9 protein-coding genes are annotated in these 17540 nt (G+C 72.2%); 7 read left to right on the top strand and 2 right to left on the bottom strand.

Going from position 1 to position 17540, the window contains the following annotated elements; all coding sequences use genetic code 11:
• The first annotated feature begins 483 nt into the window (after positions 1 to 483).
• From OP18_RS25835 to OP18_RS25815, 5 genes are all read left to right on the top strand, one after another.
• Positions 484 to 3909 (top strand): LamG domain-containing protein, encoded by a 3426-nt coding sequence (locus tag OP18_RS25835; protein WP_156089775.1) that lies wholly within the window; start codon positions 484 to 486, stop codon positions 3907 to 3909.
• 197 nt (positions 3910 to 4106) lie between these two features.
• Positions 4107 to 6029, top strand: a complete 1923-nt coding sequence (locus OP18_RS25830) for an AfsR/SARP family transcriptional regulator (protein WP_052387314.1) — start codon at positions 4107 to 4109, stop codon at positions 6027 to 6029.
• Positions 6030 to 6288: 259 nt separating this feature from the next.
• Positions 6289 to 8013 (top strand): GGDEF domain-containing protein, encoded by a 1725-nt coding sequence (locus OP18_RS53015; RefSeq protein WP_156089774.1) that lies wholly within the window; start codon positions 6289 to 6291, stop codon positions 8011 to 8013.
• A gap of 566 nt (positions 8014 to 8579) precedes the next feature.
• A complete protein-coding gene (locus tag OP18_RS25820) occupies positions 8580 to 10697 on the top strand; it encodes a glycosyltransferase (protein WP_211273673.1) in 2118 nt (705 codons plus the stop codon).
• Positions 10694 to 11992 carry a nucleotide disphospho-sugar-binding domain-containing protein gene (locus OP18_RS25815; protein WP_033361600.1) on the top strand — a complete coding sequence of 433 codons (1299 nt, stop codon included), beginning with the start codon at positions 10694 to 10696 and terminating at the stop codon, positions 11990 to 11992. The genes OP18_RS25820 and OP18_RS25815 overlap by 4 nt, the downstream gene beginning before the upstream one ends.
• Before the next feature lie 12 nt (positions 11993 to 12004).
• On the opposite strand, the gene OP18_RS25810 is transcribed toward OP18_RS25815, so the two are convergent.
• Both OP18_RS25810 and OP18_RS25805 read right to left on the bottom strand, forming a co-directional pair.
• Complete coding sequence (locus tag OP18_RS25810) at positions 12005 to 12556, bottom strand: TetR/AcrR family transcriptional regulator (RefSeq protein ID WP_033361599.1); 552 nt, start codon at positions 12554 to 12556, stop codon at positions 12005 to 12007.
• A gap of 100 nt (positions 12557 to 12656) precedes the next feature.
• Entirely contained in the window at positions 12657 to 13160 is a 504-nt protein-coding gene (locus tag OP18_RS25805) for a nitroreductase/quinone reductase family protein (protein WP_156089773.1), read from the bottom strand.
• A 283-nt stretch (positions 13161 to 13443) separates the two neighbouring features.
• On the opposite strand from OP18_RS25805, the gene OP18_RS25800 reads away from it, so the two are divergent.
• Both OP18_RS25800 and OP18_RS25795 read left to right on the top strand, forming a co-directional pair.
• The gene (locus OP18_RS25800) at positions 13444 to 16845 is read left to right on the top strand and encodes a 3-keto-alpha-glucoside-1,2-lyase-like domain-containing protein (RefSeq protein ID WP_033361598.1); all 3402 of its coding nucleotides are present in this window, start codon (positions 13444 to 13446) and stop codon (positions 16843 to 16845) included.
• A 218-nt stretch (positions 16846 to 17063) separates the two neighbouring features.
• Complete coding sequence (locus OP18_RS25795; protein ID WP_033361654.1) at positions 17064 to 17483, top strand: MscL family protein; 420 nt, start codon at positions 17064 to 17066, stop codon at positions 17481 to 17483.
• Positions 17484 to 17540 lie beyond the last annotated feature (57 nt).

The raw sequence follows: 17540 nt of genomic DNA, 5'->3' as shown, positions 1-17540 counted from the left end.
CCCACCATCGCTGTCTGTCACCGCTCGGTGCTGCCGGCACGTCGGCCATCTGCGCTCCCTCCCGCGAACCGCGACACACCCGAGCGCCGGGACGGACAAACGGGCCCGTTCAGCATCGACACGGCCGTCATCGATGCCTCATCGTCCGCTCACGGCTCGCCCGCGCTCCCACGGACGGTCCGGCGCGCCCGAGCGTCCCGGCACCGGCGGCGTCCGCGTCCGCGAGCGGCGGATCGATGAGAAATCGGTGACGGCGCCGCCGAGCATGACCGTGCGTCGCCGTCAGCCCCCGGGGATCATCCGGCCCGGACCGGCCCGGCCAACCCGATGAGGAGCACCATGATCAGGTGGCCCAGGAACACGCGTGTGGCCGTGCGAGCCCGTCCGTGTCCCGTCGTACCGGGCCCGCCGGGCAGCCGACGACCCGGGCCACTGGCGCGGCTGCGGCCGGCACGGTCACTGCTCGCCGCCGTGCTCTGCGCCGTGCTGGTCCAGACGGCACCGGTGCTGTCCGCACCGGCCGGCGCCGCGCCACCGCCGGCACCGGCGAGCGACCCGGCGCAGCAGAACACCCAGCAGGACCCCGCGCAGAACGCCGCCGCACCCGACGCCGCCGAGTCCATCGCCGCCGCCAGGGCGACCGGCCGGCCCGCCGAGATCCTGTCGCGGCGTACTGAACGCTCGCGCACCCTCGCCAACCCGGACGGGTCGTGGACCACCGAGGTGACCGCCGCGCCGACCCGGGTGCGCCGACCCGACGGCACATGGACGCCCATCGACACCACCCTGCGCCTCGCCGGCGGGCAGGTCGTGCCGGTCGCCGCCGCCGGGAACCTGCGCCTGTCCGCCGGTGGCACCGGGCCGGCGGCGCGGCTCGGCGCCGGCGGCCGGGAGGTCAGCCTGGGCCTGCCGTGGCCGCTGCCCGCGCCGCAGCTGAGCGGCTCGACGGCCACCTACCGCGACGTCCAGCCCGGCGTCGACCTCGTGCTGACCGCCGAGCCGGAGGGCTTCTCGGAAGTGCTGGTGCTGCGCGAGCGTGCCGCGGCGGCGAACCCCGCGCTGCGGACGCTGCGGTTCTCGCTGACCGCGGCCGGGTTGACGTTGCGCGCCGCCGGCGGCGGGTTCGAGGCGACCGACGGCGCGGGACGGGTCGAGTTCACCAGCCCCGCCCCACGCATGTGGGACTCCACCGGTGACCGGCACGCCGCAGGCGCGGCCCCGGACAGCGCGGCGGCGGTCCGCGGCGCCGCCGGCAGATCCGCTGAGCGGCCCGTCGGCGGCGACCGGATCGCCACGATGTCGACCTCGGTGTCCGGCACCGACCTGACCATCACCGCGGACCCCGCCCTGCTGGACGACCCGGCCACCGTCTTCCCCGTCTACGTCGACCCGTCGGTCACCGCATCTCGCAGCGACTGGGCGATGATCCAGAGCGGGTTCGGCGGCGACGACCCCACCTACAAGTTCACCGGCGACCAGGGCGTCGGCCTGTGCGACGTACAACTGGAATCGACCTGCAACGCCGACAACATCAAGCGGGTGGCCTGGGAGTTCACCATCCCCGCCGCGATCAGGGGCAGCCACGTGCTCGCCTCCACCTTCAGCGCGTACGAGACCTCCGCCTACGACTGCACGGCTGACGCGGTGCAGCTGTGGCGCACCGGCGCGGTCTCGGCGAGCAGCACCTGGGACAACCACGCCTCGACCTGGACGAAGCAGCTGGCCAGCGTGTCGATCGCCCGCAGGTCCGGCTGTACGAACGGACCCGGCTGGGTGGAGTTCAACGCGGTCGGTGGCGTGAACGAGGCTCTGACCAGCGGCTGGTCGACGCTGACGCTCGGGCTGCGGGCCGGCAGCGAGAGCAGCATGCCGGGCGGCTGGAAGCGGTTCCGGTACGACGCGACACTGTCGGTGACCTACAACTCGGTCCCTCGGGTGCCGACCTCACTGAGCGCTGAGGGCACCGGCTGCGGCGCCGGCAGCACCCGACCCGGGATACCGACGGCCACGCCCACCCTGCGCGCCGTGGTCAGCGACCCGGACACCGAAACGGACCTGCGTGCGGCGTTCGCCTGGGAGCGGTGGACCGGCACCGCCTGGACCGCGCTCGGCTCGGGCTCCCAGTCCAGTCTGACGTCCGGCGCGACCGGGCAGTACAAGATCCCGTCCGGTCTCGTCAACGACGGCATCTACCGGTGGCGCGCGCAGACCCAGGACCCGTGGTCCTACAACGGCACGTCCGGCACCGACAGCTCCACCTGGTCCGGGTACTGCGAGTTCCGGGTGGACACGGTCTCGCCGCAGGTCGCGCCGGGGGTCTCCTCACCGGTCTACGGCACCGACCTCAACTCCGTCTACGGCGCCGTCGGTCTGACCGCCGACTTCACGTTCACCGCCAGTGGCGTGGGTGACGTGACCGCGTACCGGTGGGGCTGGGCCGACCCGCCCACCACCCAGGTGGCGGCACCGTCGCCCGGGGCCTCGATCACCGTGCCGTTGACGCCGCCACCACCCAAGCCGCAGGACCCGACCGACGGCGGGCAGAGCACCCTGTACGTGATCTCCGTCGACAGCTCCGGCCGCACCAGCCCGCTGGCGACATACGTGTTCGTCCTCGGCCCGGCCACCGCCCCGGTCGGGGTCTGGGACATGGGGGAGCCGTCCGGCAGCACCACGCTGGCCGACACGACCAGCCGGGGCACCACCCACCCCGCGACGCTGACCGCCGGGGGCGCGGGCACCGCCGGCCGGATCGTCAACGGCCCCGCGAAGGCGGCGCCGACCTCGGTGGCGTTCAACGGCACCACCACGTACGCGGCGACGGCCGGGCCGGTCCTGGACACCAGCCGCAGCTTCACCGTCTCGGCCTGGGCGAAACTGAACAGCACCACGACACACCGGGCGGTGCTGTGCCAGGACGGCGCCACCAACTGCGGCTTCGCCCTGGAGTACCTGGCCGGCACCGGGTGGGCGCTGGACATGTACAGCGTCGACGGCAGCGCGCCGACCATCGTGCGTGCGGCGCACGCCACCGCCCCGACCGGGGTGTGGACGCACCTGGTCGCCGTCTACGACGCCGGCGCCAGACAGATCCGGTTGTACGTCAACGGTAAGCTCGCCGGCAGCGCCACCCTGGCCGGCAACTGGCGCGCGACCGGGCCGCTGCTGATCGGCCGGGCCCGGTACCTGGGCACGCCGAACAACTTCTTCGACGGCAGCATCGCCGAGGTCAAGGTCTGGGACCGGGTGGTGTCGGCGCAGGAGCTGGCGCCCGGCGCGGCGACGCTCGTCGGCCGGTGGCGGCTGGACGGCGACGGCACCGACGCCACCGCCTACGGCCGCGACGCCACCGCCACCGGCGGGGTGACCTGGACCGACGACCGCGGCGACGGACCGGTCTCGGCCGCGTCGTTCAACGGCACCAACCAGTTCCTGGCCACGGCCGGACCCGCGGTGTACACCGACCAGTCGTACACGGTCGCCGGGTGGGTGCGCTGGACCGGGGGCGGTGCCGCACGCACGGCACTGGCGCAGGACGGGGCGACCATCTCCGGGTTCTTCCTGGGCTGCCGGACCGACAGCACGCCGTACTGGTCGATGCTGGTCAGGTCGGCCGACTCGACCAGCAGCTCAGCGGCGTACGCCAACTCCGGTACGTGCGTCTCCGGCGACTGGGTGCAGCTGACCGCCGTGCGTGACGCCGTGGCCGGCCAGCTGAGCCTGTACCTCGACGGCGTGCTCGCGGTGACCGTGCCGACCGGCCCGCGGTGGCAGGCGGGCGGCCCGTTCACCATCGGCCGGGGCAAATGGAACGCGCTGATCACCGACTTCTGGACCGGCGACATCGACGACGTGCGCATGTACGCGGGTGCGATGCCGCCGGCGGAGGTCGCGAAGCTGGCCGCCTGACAGCTCGGCGGCAGCGCAGTGCCGGCCGGCCGTGGACCACCACGGCCGGCCGGCCGCGGCACCGGCAGGCTCCCGCCCAGATCCCGTCCGTGCCGCTGCCAAAGTCTTGGTCAAGGTCTCGATCAAGGTCTCGTCAAGGTTCCGTCAGGCACCGCCGATCATGCTGGGCCCACGCGTCACCGGACGAGGGGGGCACGATGCGTGCAGCGCGGCAAGACCCGGACAGCGCACCGGCACCGGACGCCGGGCCGGCGCTGTTCCGGCTGCTGGGACCGCTCACCGTCACCATCGGCGCACAGACACTGGCGATCGGCGGCGTGCGCAGCCGCGCGGTGCTGGCGACGCTGCTCCTCGACGCCGGCAAGGTGGTCTCCACCGACCAGCTCGTCGAGGCCACCTGGGGCGCCGACCCGCCCGCCAGCGCACGGATCCAGGTGCAGAACCGCATCGGGCGGCTGCGCCGGACCCTGCAGCTGGTGCCGTCCGCCGACGCACTGATCGGCACCGCGCCCGGCGGGTACACCATCAGACCCCGCGACGGGGACCTCGACCTGGACCAGTTCCGCGCGCTGACCGGCACCGCCGAACGGCTGGAGGCCGCCGGCGCCGCGGCCCGGGCGGCGGCGCTGCTCGGCCAGGCGCTCCAGCTGCGCCGCGGCCCGGCCCTCGACGGGCTCACCACCCCGTACCTGGCCAGTGCCGCGCACGGCATCGAGCAGCGGTGGCTGCTGGCGTTCGAGCACCGGGTGCGGCTGGAACTCCGGCTCGGGCGTCCCGCGCACCTCGTCGAACCGCTGCGGGCGATGACGGTGGCGCACCCGTTCCGGGAGGAACTGCACGGTCTGCTGATGGCGGCCCTGTACCGCGCCGGCCGGCAGGCCGACGCCCTGGCCGCGTACCGCACCGCCCGACGCATCCTGACCGAACAGCTCGGACTGGAGCCGGGCCCGATGCTGCAGTCGCTCAACCTGGCGATCCTGCGCCGCGACGGCGACACCGTCGACGCCGAGGTGTCCGGCCCGCTCGCCCGGCCCAGGCGCCCGAGCACCGTCCAGGTGCGCACCCCGGCGGTGCGGCGGGAGCTGCCCGCCGTACCCGCCGGCCTGACCGAACGCGCGCAGCAGCTGAGCCTGCTGGACCAGGCCGCCGGCACGGTTCAGCGGGCGCCAGTACCACCGCACGGTCTGCCGCCCCGCGACGGGCCCCGGGCCGCACCCGCGGTGCTCGTGCACGGACCGCCGGGCTCCGGCAAGACGGCCCTGGCCGTGCACTGGGCGCACCGGGCCGCCGGCCAGTTCCCCGACGGCCAGCTCTACCTGGAGCTCAACGGCCCCTCCGGACCGGTCGAACCCGCCGACGCGCTGGCCAGACTGCTGCGCTCCCTCGGCGTGCCCGGCCCGTCCGGCGACGTGCTCGAGGCGGCGGCGCGGTTACGGTCCGTCCTGGCCGGCCGGCGCGTCCTGTTGCTGCTCGACGACGCCAGCTCGATCGCACAGGTCGAACCGCTGCTGCCGGGCGGTTCCGAAGCCTTCGTGGTGATCATCGCCCGGGTCCGGCTCGGTGCGCTGACCGCCAGGCACGACATGGCCAGGGTCCAGGTGGGCCCGCTGTCGACGGCCGCGGCCCGGCAGCTGCTCGGCGCGCTCGTCGGCGCCGCCCGGGTGCACGCCGAGCCGGACGCGGCCACGGACCTCGTACGATTGTGCGCGGGACTCCCGTTGGCGCTGCGGATCGCCGCCGGCACCCTGCTGGACCGGCCGCACCGCCGCATCAGCACCCTGGTGCAGGAGCTGCGGACCGCCCACGGCCTGCGGGCATGGCGGCGGATGGACCCGGCGTGGGCGGCCCTCACCGGCACCTTGGACACGTCGCACGGGCTGCTGCCCGCACCGGCCCGCCAGCTGCTGCACCGCATGGGCACAGCCACGACCGGTCCGGTGTCGCCGGCCACGGCCGCCGCGCTCACCGGCGGAGGCACGACCGCCGCAGCGCGCTGGCTGGACCTGCTGTGCGCCGCCCACCTCGTCCGAGAGGATCCGGACGGGCGGTTCACCGTCGCCCCGTTGATTCGCCGGTACGTTCACGACCGCGTGGCTTCGCCGGTGCCGAGCGCGCTGTGACACGACATCCTGGAAATCCTGGAGCTTCACGACCTCATGGGTGGTTACCGCGCGGCTGCCGAGCTGGCGGGTGTGACCACCACACCGTGGCCAGTATGACTCGAGGCCGGGTGACGCCGCTGACCGCCCGATGCCGCCGGGACCATGACGGTGCGCATCGTGAGCCACCGGCCGGAGTCCTCAAGATTGCCCTGCCCCGACCGAACTGCATGCAGTGAGCAGGTGGGCAGTAGGGTACACCGCGCTCGGTGCGTTCCTCATGGCCGTGCTCGTCGCCGGTGTCCCGGCGGCCGAGACTCTCGCAGGCGTCTGTACCGCTGTCGTCGCCGTGGCCGCCGTCGCCGTCGGAGTGCGGTCGTACCGGCCGCGCGGTGCCTGGATCTGGCTGGTACTTGCGGTCGGTATCAGCTGCACGGCGTTTCCGAAGATGCTGACCGGCGGAGCTACGCCGCAAGCCGTGATGATCTTCGTGGTGCTCATCGGGAACCTCGCGTTCCTCGTCGCACCGCTGTCGCTGGTCCGGATGCGGGGCGGTAAGGACCGCGAGGAGGCGTTCGACGGCTGGATCCTCGCGCTCGCGCTCGCTGTCGGCCTGCGGCAGTTGCTCCTTGCCGGGCAGCCGGACCGAGCGGTCGTGCCGCAGCAGGTGGTGCTGGTGTTGACGGTGACCGCCAGTGTGACGCTGGCGGCGAGCCTTCGCCTGCTGTTCCTGGCGCGGCGGTCACCGAGCGCGTGGTTGCTGCTCCTCGGCTCCGTTGCCGGCCAGTTCATCGGCATCTCGCTGGCGATGACGAACAGCGGCATCATCGACTCGGTCGTGGGTGCCGACATTCTCGCCGGGCTCAGTCGCCTGCTGCTGGGCGCGGCCGCGCTCGCGCCAGGCATGACCGCGTTGACGGTGCCGGTCGAGCGGCGCGGTGACCTGCCGTACGCGAGGGTCGTGCTGCTCGGTGTCGCCCTGTCGCTGGCCATCGCCGGGGTGTTCGTCGAGGTCGGCGGTGACCGGCTGATGTCCCTCGGTGGCCTCGGCGTGCTGGGCATCGTCGTGCTGCTCATCGTCCGAGTGGCCCAGCTGATCAACGATCGCGAACGAGCTCGCCGTCTGCACGCACTGGTGGCCGAACTCGGCACCAGGGCATTGTCGGAGGACGACGAGCACCGGCTGGTGCGGCACATTGTCGAGCAGGTGCGGGCGGCCATGTCCGCCGACGTTGTAGCGCTGCTGTACCGAAGCGAATTGGGCGTTGCGCAGGTGGCCGCCGCTGACGGCGGTCCGCTCCCACCGCTCGAGGAGCTGTTCGCCGATGGCGTCGCCGACAGCCGCAGTCGCGAGGTGAGGACGCGTTCGGCAGCGACACTCGCCGTGCCGCTGACCGAGGGCGGGGTACTGATGGTGCGGCGTTGCGGGCGAAGAGCTACCTTCTCCGTCGACGAGCGCGTCAGCGCCGATGCCGTCGGCGTCACGGTCTCCAGTGCGTTGCGCCGATGCCGTTCGGAGGCGCAGGCTCGGTACGCTGCGATGCACGACGCGCTCACCGGCCTGCCGAACAGGGCACAGTTCCTCGCGCGGCTGGATTCCGCGGTGACGGACATGGCCGGCGACCCGGTAGCGCTGTTGCTCCTCGATCTCAACCGCTTCAAGGATGTCAACGACAACCTCGGCCATCGTGCGGGTGACGAGCTGCTGGTCGCGGCAGCCGACCGGATGCGTGGCGTCGTTCCCGCCGACGGGCTGCTTGCCCGGCTCGCCGGGGACGAGTTCGTGGTGCTGCTGCAGGGTGTCGCGGCTGCCTGTCACGCCGCCGACGTGGCGAAACGTCTCGGTGCCGCGCTCGACGAGCCGTTCGTGCTGACGGTCGGCGTGGCGCAGATCAGCGGTAGCGTCGGCGTCGCGGTCCATCGCGCGGGCGAGTCGATGGAGCAGCTGCTGCACCGTGCGGATGTCGCCATGTACCAACGCAAGCGCGAGCGGTCACGGCGGTGACGGGAGCGAGCCCGGCTGTCCGCGACGCGCGTGGCGGCAAGACGTGGTGTCGCGCCGCAGTCGCGATCGACGCCGCCCCGGCGGCAGGCGATCACGGAACCCTGGGCATCGCCGGTTGGCGGCTGGTGCGGGTGCACGGCGCAGCGGACGCACCGCCCGGCCGCTGAGCGCGGGTTCGTGTCGGTTCACCGGTACCCTCGGCGCCCTCCGCCTGGGCGGGTCGTCCATGTCCAGCTGGGTCGCCCCGTGAGCGGCGCGGCGGTCCGCGGGTCGGGCTCAGGGCGGCGATCGACGTCTTCGGTGGCGGCGTCGGGACCTGTGCTGTCGGCGGACTTCGAGGCTTCGCGGTCGCCGGCAGCGGGACCGAACCACATGGCGAGAGGACCGATGGCACTGGTGAATTCGATCATCCTGAGACTCCTTCGGAGTCGTGCACAGCGGCTGGAGGTGACGAAGGTACCCGCGGATCGACGACTCGGTGAACTCGGCGTGACGAATCCGACATGCCGCATCCAGCAGGCCCGGCCGGCCCGAAGTTCAGGGTGACCGCGGGAAAGGTACTGCCTGTGAACGCCCTGCACGACACGCCTGTACGTCCGGTGCTCGAACGGCTGCGGCGCGCGCCGTCGATCGTCGACGTGCTGAACATCGCCGATGCGTTGGCCGGCGCGGTCGCGCTCAGTGCCGACAAGGACACCGTCCGACTGCTGGCGCAGGCGGTCGATGACACGTCGGACGAGCCGACGGCCATCGCGGCGGTGCACGCGCTCGGCCGCGCCTTCGACGACGACGCCGACGCGGTGCTGTCCGACCTGCTCTCGCACCCGCGGGCATTCGTCCGGGAGCACGCCGCGTGGGCCCTGAACTCCCGGCTGCCGCGCCTTGACGCGATCGGGCGCCTCGTCGCGCTCGTCACGGCCGGCGGCTTCTCCGGTGTCCTGGCGCAGCGGACCCTGGAGACCTGGTCCAGCGCCGCCGCCGAGCACGTGGCGCTCGCCGTCGAAGGTGCGCTCGCATCCGCGCAGGGACCCACGGTGCGCGCCCGGCTGGTCGAGATGCTCGGCCTGGTCCCGGGGCCGATCGCCGGCCGGGCGCTGCGGCACGTCGCCGACAGCGACGACGAGCCCGACGTCGTACGGATGGCCGCCGTCGACGCGCTCGGTGACCGTACCGGTGACCAGGCGGCGACGTCCATCGTCGCGCGGCTGTCGTCCGGCTCTGGGCCGCTCGCGGAAACGGCCCGGTTGGCGATGGCCGACCTCGACCCGCCGGCGCCGTCGCCCGGCGAAGGTCTCACCGTCGCCCAGCTGTTCCTGCACGCCGACCTCGACCACCAGCTCACCTGGACGGGCAAGGGTGACAACGGCGGCATCGCCACGCTGCTGGTGCGGCTCGGTGACGCGCTCGAGCGGCTTCCGGACGTACGACGGGTGCTGACCCTGTCCCGGGGCAGCCTGGCCGACGCGGTCGCGGCCGCGACGGTCCCGCCACGCGCGGGTCATCACCTGCTCGGTGTGCCGATGCCGGCGGACGCGCGGGACGTCGCCGGCGCCTGGTCGGCGCGCGTGACCGTGCGCCGCAACCTGCGCCGCCTGCTGCGCCGCGGGTCCCCGGTCGACGTGCTGCACCTGCGGATGGCCGACGTGGGGACGCTCGTCGCGGCCGAGGTCGCCAACGAGCTCGACATACCGGTCGTGTTCACCCTCGCCCCTGACCCGCACGCGCTCATCCGTGCACTCGAGCGCGACGGCGGGCTCACCCGCGCGAACTTCGGCGACGCCGACGAACGCGAGCACTTCTGGTACCGGGCCAAGCTCGTCCGCGACCTCGCCCAGCGCGCCGACCGGGTGGTCGTGCTGCCCCGCCCGTCACTGCGTGCCGCACTCCAGGATCTGCTCGGGCTGGACGTCGACGACGACCCGCGGTGCACCGTCGTGCCGGAGGGCATCGACCTGTCCGTGACCGACGCCGCGCGGGCCGCGGCGGCGGGCGCCGCCACCCCGGCACTGGCCGAGCTGGAGGCACTGGTCGCCGCGCTGCCGCCCGAGCGGCGGGGTTTGCCGCTGGCGGTGAGCGTCGGCCGGCTGCACCGGGTGAAGGACATGCCGGCCGTCGTGGCCGCCTGGGCCGGCGACGCCGACCTGCGCGCCCGGTGCAACCTGCTCGTCGTCGGCGGTGACCTCGCCGATCCGTCCCCGGAGGAGCGACGCGAACTGGATCGCGTCACCGCGGCGATGCGCGACCTGCGGCCCGCGGACGGCCTCATCCTCGCCGGCCACCGTCCGCACACCGTCGTCGCGTGCTGGCTCGCCGCCGCCCGCACGGGCCGGCCCGGGCTCGTGGCACCCGGCGGCACCTACGTGAGCGGCAGCGTCAAGGAGGAGTTCGGCCTGGCCATTCTCGAAGCACTCGCCGCCGGCCTGCCGGTGGTCGCCAAGGCCAGTGGCGGCCCGGCGACCTACATCGACGACGGTGTCACCGGCGTGCTGGTCGACGACACCGGCCCGCACACGTTGGCGCGGGCGATGCACGCGACACTCGACCTCGCCGCGTCCGCGGACGCCGACGAACGCGCCGAACGCGCGTACCGCATGGTCCGCGAGCACTTCGCCGTGCAGTCCATGGCGGCGTCGCTCGCCGAGGTCTATCAGGCCGCCGTCCACCGTGGTCAGGTCATGGCATGACGCTCCTGGTGATCAGCCCGGACTACGCCTCGCACCTGCTGCCGCTCGCGACGCTCGCCACCGCCTGGCACGACGCCGGCGAACGCGTCGTCGTCGCGACGGGACCCGCGACGGATCACATCGTGCGGTCGTTCGGGTTCACCCGCGTCGACCTGAGGCTCGGACGGGGCTCCAACCCGGGCGTGATCCGCGCCGAACAACAGCCGGCCGGCGAGGACGACGCGCTGCGCGGCTTCTTCGCCGCCACCGCCGCCGGCATGGTCGCCACGCTGCAGTTCCAGGCGGACGCACGCCGGAGCGACCTGCTGTGGCAGCCGCTGGACACCGCGCGAGCCGTCCTGCGGGTGCTCGACGCCGTCCGGCCGGACGAGATCCTCGTCGACCACCTCGCGTTCACGGCCAGGCTCGCCCTCACCGCGTCCGGCACGCGCTACGCCGATGTGGTCCTCGGCCACCCCACCGCCCTGGTCGTCCCCGGCGAGCTGTACGGATACCCCACCGCGTGGCCGGCGACGCTGCGGCCGGACGTCGTAGCGCTCGAGGCGCTCCGAAAGCGCAGCGTCGAGGTCCGCGAGCAGTTCACCGACGACTGGAACCAGGCGTTGCGGGTGCTCGACCCGGCGGCCGCGGCCGTCGACGACGCCTTCGCCATCTCCGGCCCTGACCTGCTGCTGAACTATCCGGACCGGCTCCACGACCCGGCCCGTACGGCGCTGCTGCCCCGGCACACGTTCCTCGGGTCCGCCGTTCGCGACGAGACGGCCGACGCCGAAACCGCGGCCTGGCTCGATCAGGCGGATCCGCGGCCGATCGTCTACGTCAGTTTCGGCAGCTTCCTGTCCGCCCGCGGCGACGTCCTGGCGCGGGTCGTGGCCGCGCTCCGCCCACTCGACGTCCGGGTGGCCCTGACCACCGGCTCGTCCGACACCGCCACACTGGGCACGGTCCCGGCGCACTGGCTGGTCCGGGAGCACCTGCCACAGGTCGCCGTCCTGGACCGGGCCGCGCTCGCGGTCACTCACGGCGGCAACAACAGCGTCACCGAGGCGCTCAACCGTGGTGTGCCGCTGCTCGTGATGCCGTTCTCCACCGACCAGTTCGCCGCGGCCGCGGCGGTCGAGCGAGCCGGCCTCGGCATGGCGCTCGACCCGAACGCCGCGACCGTGCAAGCGTTGCGGGCCGCCGCGACCGCGGTCATGCACAGCGACATGGCCGCAGCGGCCCAGCGGATCGGCGTCGAGCTTCGTGCCCGCCCGGGCCGGGACGTCGCGCGGACGGCGCTCGTAGGCCGGTGAAGCGGGCTCCGTTCACGCGAGTGTCGCGTAGGAGCGCAGGACTCGGTCGACGACCTGCGTGGCGAAGGCGGGGTCGACGGTACCGCGGGATACGGCGCGCCGGTGGAAGATCGGGCCGGCGATCAGGTCGAGCACCTCCGTGGGGTCCGTCGCGGGCGGCAGTTCGTGGCGCACGATGCCCCGCACGATCACGGCCAGGATGACGTCGTGCCGCAGTTGCGCCTCCCGCCGGTGCAGCGCGGCATAGGCGGGCTGCCGTTCCGCGGCGTCGATGAGGGAGAGCATGAGCCCGGCGGCCGGCCCGTTCGTCAGCGCCTTCGCGAAGCCGGTGGCGAGCGCGACGAGGTCACCGCGCAGCGTGCCGGTGTCGGGGTCCGCCGGTGGGCGCAGCACGGCGGCGAACGCCTCCAGGACCAGGTCCTCCTGTCCCGGCCAGTGCCGGTAGATCGTGGTCTTCGCGACGCCGGAACGCTCGGCGACGGCCTCGATCGTGGTGGCGGCCACCCCGCGCTCGGTGAGCAGTTCGAGGGTCGTGGCGATGACGGCGGCGCGGCTGCGCTGCACGCGGGGGTCCGTGCGTCGCGGTGCCGATGGTGTCCGAGGTGCCACCCGCCTACGGTATCGGCACCGGTGCGCCCCACAGCGCGGACCACCATCGGTGCGGTCATCGCGGACCGGCGTCCAGGTCGAGGTAGATCACGGACAGCCCGTCGCGCACCGCCGCCTCGGCGAGCTCGTCCAGGGTCGGGGTGCGGGGCACGTTGATGCGGATCCCCATGCGCCGGCCGGCGTTCTTGTGCCCGGCGGCGTTGATGAGCCGCTGATACACCGTTGCGACGGTCCGCGGATCCTCGATCAGCTCGGCTCTCGCGGGCCGGTGCTCGCCGAGCAGGGTGATCGCGACCTCGGCCCGTCCGCGCAGGTTGACCCGCCAGCTGGAGTTCGTCAGCACCAGCAGCCGGCCGTCGTCGAGCCGCCGGTAGGCGACCGGGAACACCAGGTGCCGGCCGGTCTTGCGCCCGGTCACGTGCAGCAACACCAGGTGGTGGCCGACCCGCCGGGCGCGCCGCGGCGAGGACAGCATGCCTCGCATGATGCGGTTCACCACCTTGTAGGGCGCCTTCGGTGGGCGGACGCGTTCAACCGCCGGTCGATCCTGCAGGGTCACCCCACCAGCGTATCGCTACGCTCGCGTAGCGGAAGACGCCCTACGTGCCGTTCGAAATTCGGCAAATCGCTTAAACGTCACAAACTTCCTCGCCGGTGGATAGAACTTTTGCTTGCCAGATCCAAAACTCTGGACTAGGCGATCGAAAGTGCCCTATCGTCCGTTTCCATCAAGCGAGCTCGATGGTGTTCGTCGTCGGCGTCGACGACCCCGCGCTCGGATCAACGGATCGCGCCCCTCCCGCCAGATGCGGACATCACCGACCCCACCTCCAGGAGGAATGATGGGCATCCGACTGCTACGCCGACTCCGCAGTCCAGTCCTCGGATCGTTCGCGCTCGTCCTCACCGCCGCCCTCTGGGTCGCCCCCGCCGCCGCGGCACCACCACAGGAACCCGGCGTCACGTTGCGGGTGTTCGACGTCCAGACACCCCTCAACGAGCTGTGCACGCTCAAGAGCGCGCAGACACCGAACGTCGACAAGTTGATGCCGACCATCAACTGGACCTCGACCAGCGACTTCGGTCAGGACAACTACTTCGTCGCGCAGGTGCTCGGCAACGTCACCGTCACCACCGCCGGCACGTACACGTTCCGCCTCACCAGCGACGACGGGTCCAGGCTGCTGATCGACAACACCGTGGTCATCAACCACGACGGGCTGCACGGCCCCATCCCGAAGGACGGCTCGGTCAGTCTCACGGCCGGGCTGCACGCCCTGCGCATCGACCACTTCGAACGCGACGGCGGCCAGCAGCTCACGCTCGAGTGGCAGACGCCGGGCTCGTCGTCGTTCGTGCTGGTGCCGAACTCCGCACTGAGCACCGACGCCGGCGTGGTGCGGGTGACCGCACCCGGCAAGAAGGAGTGCGAGGGCGGTGCCGACTCGCCCGGCGACGGCCTGCCGCTCACCTCCGTGCACCCCAGCTACACGCTGACGAACCTGCGCCCGTCAGGGTTCGAGCCGCAGGTGACCGGCTTCGACTGGTTCCCCGACGGCCGCCTGGCGGTGGCGACCTGGGGCGGATCGCTGAACACCGCCGGCGAGGTGTGGATCCTGGGCAACGTCACCGGCAGCACCAGCGCCGCCCAGGTCACCCGGATCCGCGCCGCCAGCGGACTCCAGGAGCCGATGGGGGTCAAGATTGTCGACGGGAAGATCTACGTCTCGGAGAAGTCGAAGCTCACCGAGCTCAACGACACCAACGGCGACGGCGTCACCGACCAGTACCGGACCGTCGCGACCTGGCCGTTCGGCGGCAACTTCCACGAGTTCGCCTTCGGTCTGCTGTACCAGGACGGCTTCTTCTACCTGAACCTGTCCGTGTCGATCAACTACGGCGGCGCCACCACCGACCCGCAGCCGGCGCCGAACCGCGGCACCACCATCAAGGTCGACCGCAACACCGGCGCCGTGAGCTACATCGCCGGCGGTCTGCGCACCCCGCACGGCATCGGCTGGGGACCGGAGGGCGGCCTGTTCGTCACCGACAACCAGGGCGGCTGGCTGCCGTCGTCGAAACTGCTGCACATCAAGCAGGGCCGGTTCTTCAACCACTACATGAACCCAGCCGGTCCCTTCGACGGCAACCCGGTCACCCAGCCGGTGATCTGGCTGCCGCAGAACGAGATCGGCAACTCGCCCAGCACCCCGGTCATGCTGACCCAGGGCACCTTCGCCGGGCAGCTGCTGATCGGCGACGTCACCTACGGCGGCCTGCAGCGGGCGTACCTGGAGAAGGTCAACGGCGAGTACCAGGGCGCGCTGTTCCGCCTGACCCAGGGCCTCGAGGCCGGCGTGTCCGAGGTCAGCGTCGGTCCGGACGGCGCGATCTACACCGGCGGCCTGCACGGCGGCGGCAACTGGGGTCAGGAGGGCAAGCTCAGCCACGGCCTGCAGAAGATCAGCGCCAACGGCACCACCACGTTCGACATCCTCGCGATGCGGGCCCTGTCCAACGGCTTCGAGATCGAGTACACCAAGCCCGTGTCGACCGAGACAGCGGCGGCGCTGGCCACGAAGTACCGGGTCAAGCAGTGGCGCTACCAGCCGACCGCGGCCTACGGCGGACCGAAGATCGACGAGGAGACCCTCACCGTCACCTCGGCGACGCTGTCCGCCGACGGCAAGAAGGTCACCCTCACCATCGGCGGACTCAAGGCCGGCCGGGTCGTGTACGTCCGCTCACCCCGGCCGTTCAGCGCCACCGACGGCCAGACCCTGTGGAGCACCGAGGCCTGGTACACCCTCAACGCCATCCCCGGCGCCCCCCAGCCCGCCGGCAACCTCGCGCTGAACAAGCCGGCCACCGCCGACAGCTCCTGCGCCGCCACCGAAGGCCCCGCACAGGCCGTCAACGGCAGCGTCTCCGGCGGCAACGGCGACAAGTGGTGCTCCCTGGGCACCACCAAGTACCTGCAGGTCGACCTCGGCGCGAGCCACAACGTCAACCGGTTCGTCGTCAAGCACGCCGGCGCCGGTGGCGAGAACACCGCCTGGAACACCCGCGACTTCACCATCCAGACCAGTACCGACGGCAGCACCTGGACGACCAGGGCGACCGTCACGGCGAACACCGCCAGCAGCACCACCCACGACATCAGCGCCGCCGCGGCCCGCTACGTCCGGTTGAACGTCACCACCCCCACCAGCGACGGCAACCTCGCCGCCCGGATCTACGAACTGGAGGTGTACGGCACCACGGGCACCGGCGCGGCCGGCACGATCACCGGCATCGGCGGCAAGTGCCTCGACGTGAACAACTCCAACACCGCCGACGGCACGAAGATCCAGCTGTGGACCTGCAACGGCACCGGCGCACAGCAGTGGACGCGCACCGGCGACACGTTCCGGGCGCTCGGCAAGTGCCTGGACGTGTCCAACAGCGGCACGGCCAACGGCACCCTCGTGCAGCTGTGGACCTGCAACGGCACCGGCGCGCAGGTCTGGCAGCCGCAGGCGAACGGATCCATCCTCAACCCGCAGTCGGGCAAGGTCCTCGACGCCGCCGGTGCCAGCTCCGCCGACGGCACCCAGATCCACATCTGGGAGTTCGTCAACGGCGCCAACCAGAAGTGGGTGATCAACGGCGGCGCGGCCGTCACCCGCACGCAGCTGTTCGACGGCACCAACCTGGACAACTGGCAGAAGACCGACGGCAGCGCGGCCACCTGGCCGGTCTCCGGCGGCTCGATGGAGGTCCTCGGCGGCGACATCCGCACCAGGCAGTCCTTCGGCGACTTCAAGCTCCATGTGGAGTTCTGGCTGCCGAACCTGCCTGCCGACGTCACCGGACAGCAACGCGGCAACAGCGGCGTCTACCTGCAGGACCGCTACGAGCTCCAGGTGCTCGACAGCTACGGCAAGGCGACCCTGGCCGACAACGACTGCGCCAGCTTCTACCTCAAGCACGCGGCCACCAGCAACGCGAGCACCGCACCGGAAACCTGGCAGACCTACGAGATCACCTTCACCGCCGCCAGGTACGACGGCGCCACCAAGACGGCGAACGCCCGCGCCACCGTCGTGTGGAACGGCGTGACCGTGCACAACAACGTCGAGATCGACGGCTCGACCGGCGCCGGCGCCCCGGAAGGCGCGACGGGCGGCCCGATCCGCCTGCAGGACCACGGCGACCCCGGCGCCAACGTCCGCTACCGCAACATCTGGATCGAGACCGCGTAACCGCCACGCCGAACGCCCTGCGTCCTCGTTCGAGGGCGCAGGGCGCAGGGCCATCCAGGCGTCGGGAGGCGAAGCGACCGACGACGGGGTAGCCCGGGTGATCCCGGGACTGTCGCCAGGTGACGGTCACGCGCTCCCACCCCGGCCCGGCCGGCGGAGTGCTCTCATGGTGCGACGAGGGACAGTGGCCGCGAGCGCGTCACGGCAGGGGTATGCGGATGTTGAAGGGCTTCAAGAACTTCCTTATGCAAGGCGACCTCATCGTCGTCGCAGTGGGTCTGGTCGTCGCCCTGGCCTTCAGTACCTTGATCAAATCCTTCACCGACAGCATCATCACCCCGTTGATCAACGCGATCGCGGGCGGCGGCGCGGCCGGCAAGGGGCTCGGCTGGTCGGTCAACGGCCAGCGGATCGACCTCGGCGCGTTCATCGGCGCCCTCGTCTACTTCGTCATCTTCATGGCGGTCATCTACTACCTGATCGTCGTTCCCTACCGCGCGTACATGCATCGCCGCGGCAAGACGGTCTTCGGTGAGCCGGCCCCGACCAAGGAGTGCCCGAGCTGCCGGCTGGCTGACCTACCGGTCGCCGCGACCCGATGCCCGCACTGCACCACCGACCTGGCCGGCATCGGCTGAGCACTGCTGGGAACACCGCCCGGCCGGTCGAGGTCCGCTCCGAAAGCACGCGAGCGT

Source organism: Dactylosporangium aurantiacum, from assembly GCF_000716715.1.
GTDB lineage: Bacteria > Actinomycetota > Actinomycetes > Mycobacteriales > Micromonosporaceae > Dactylosporangium > Dactylosporangium aurantiacum.
Note: the sequence above shows the minus strand (reverse complement) of the source record. Positions and strands in the feature narration are given on the sequence as shown.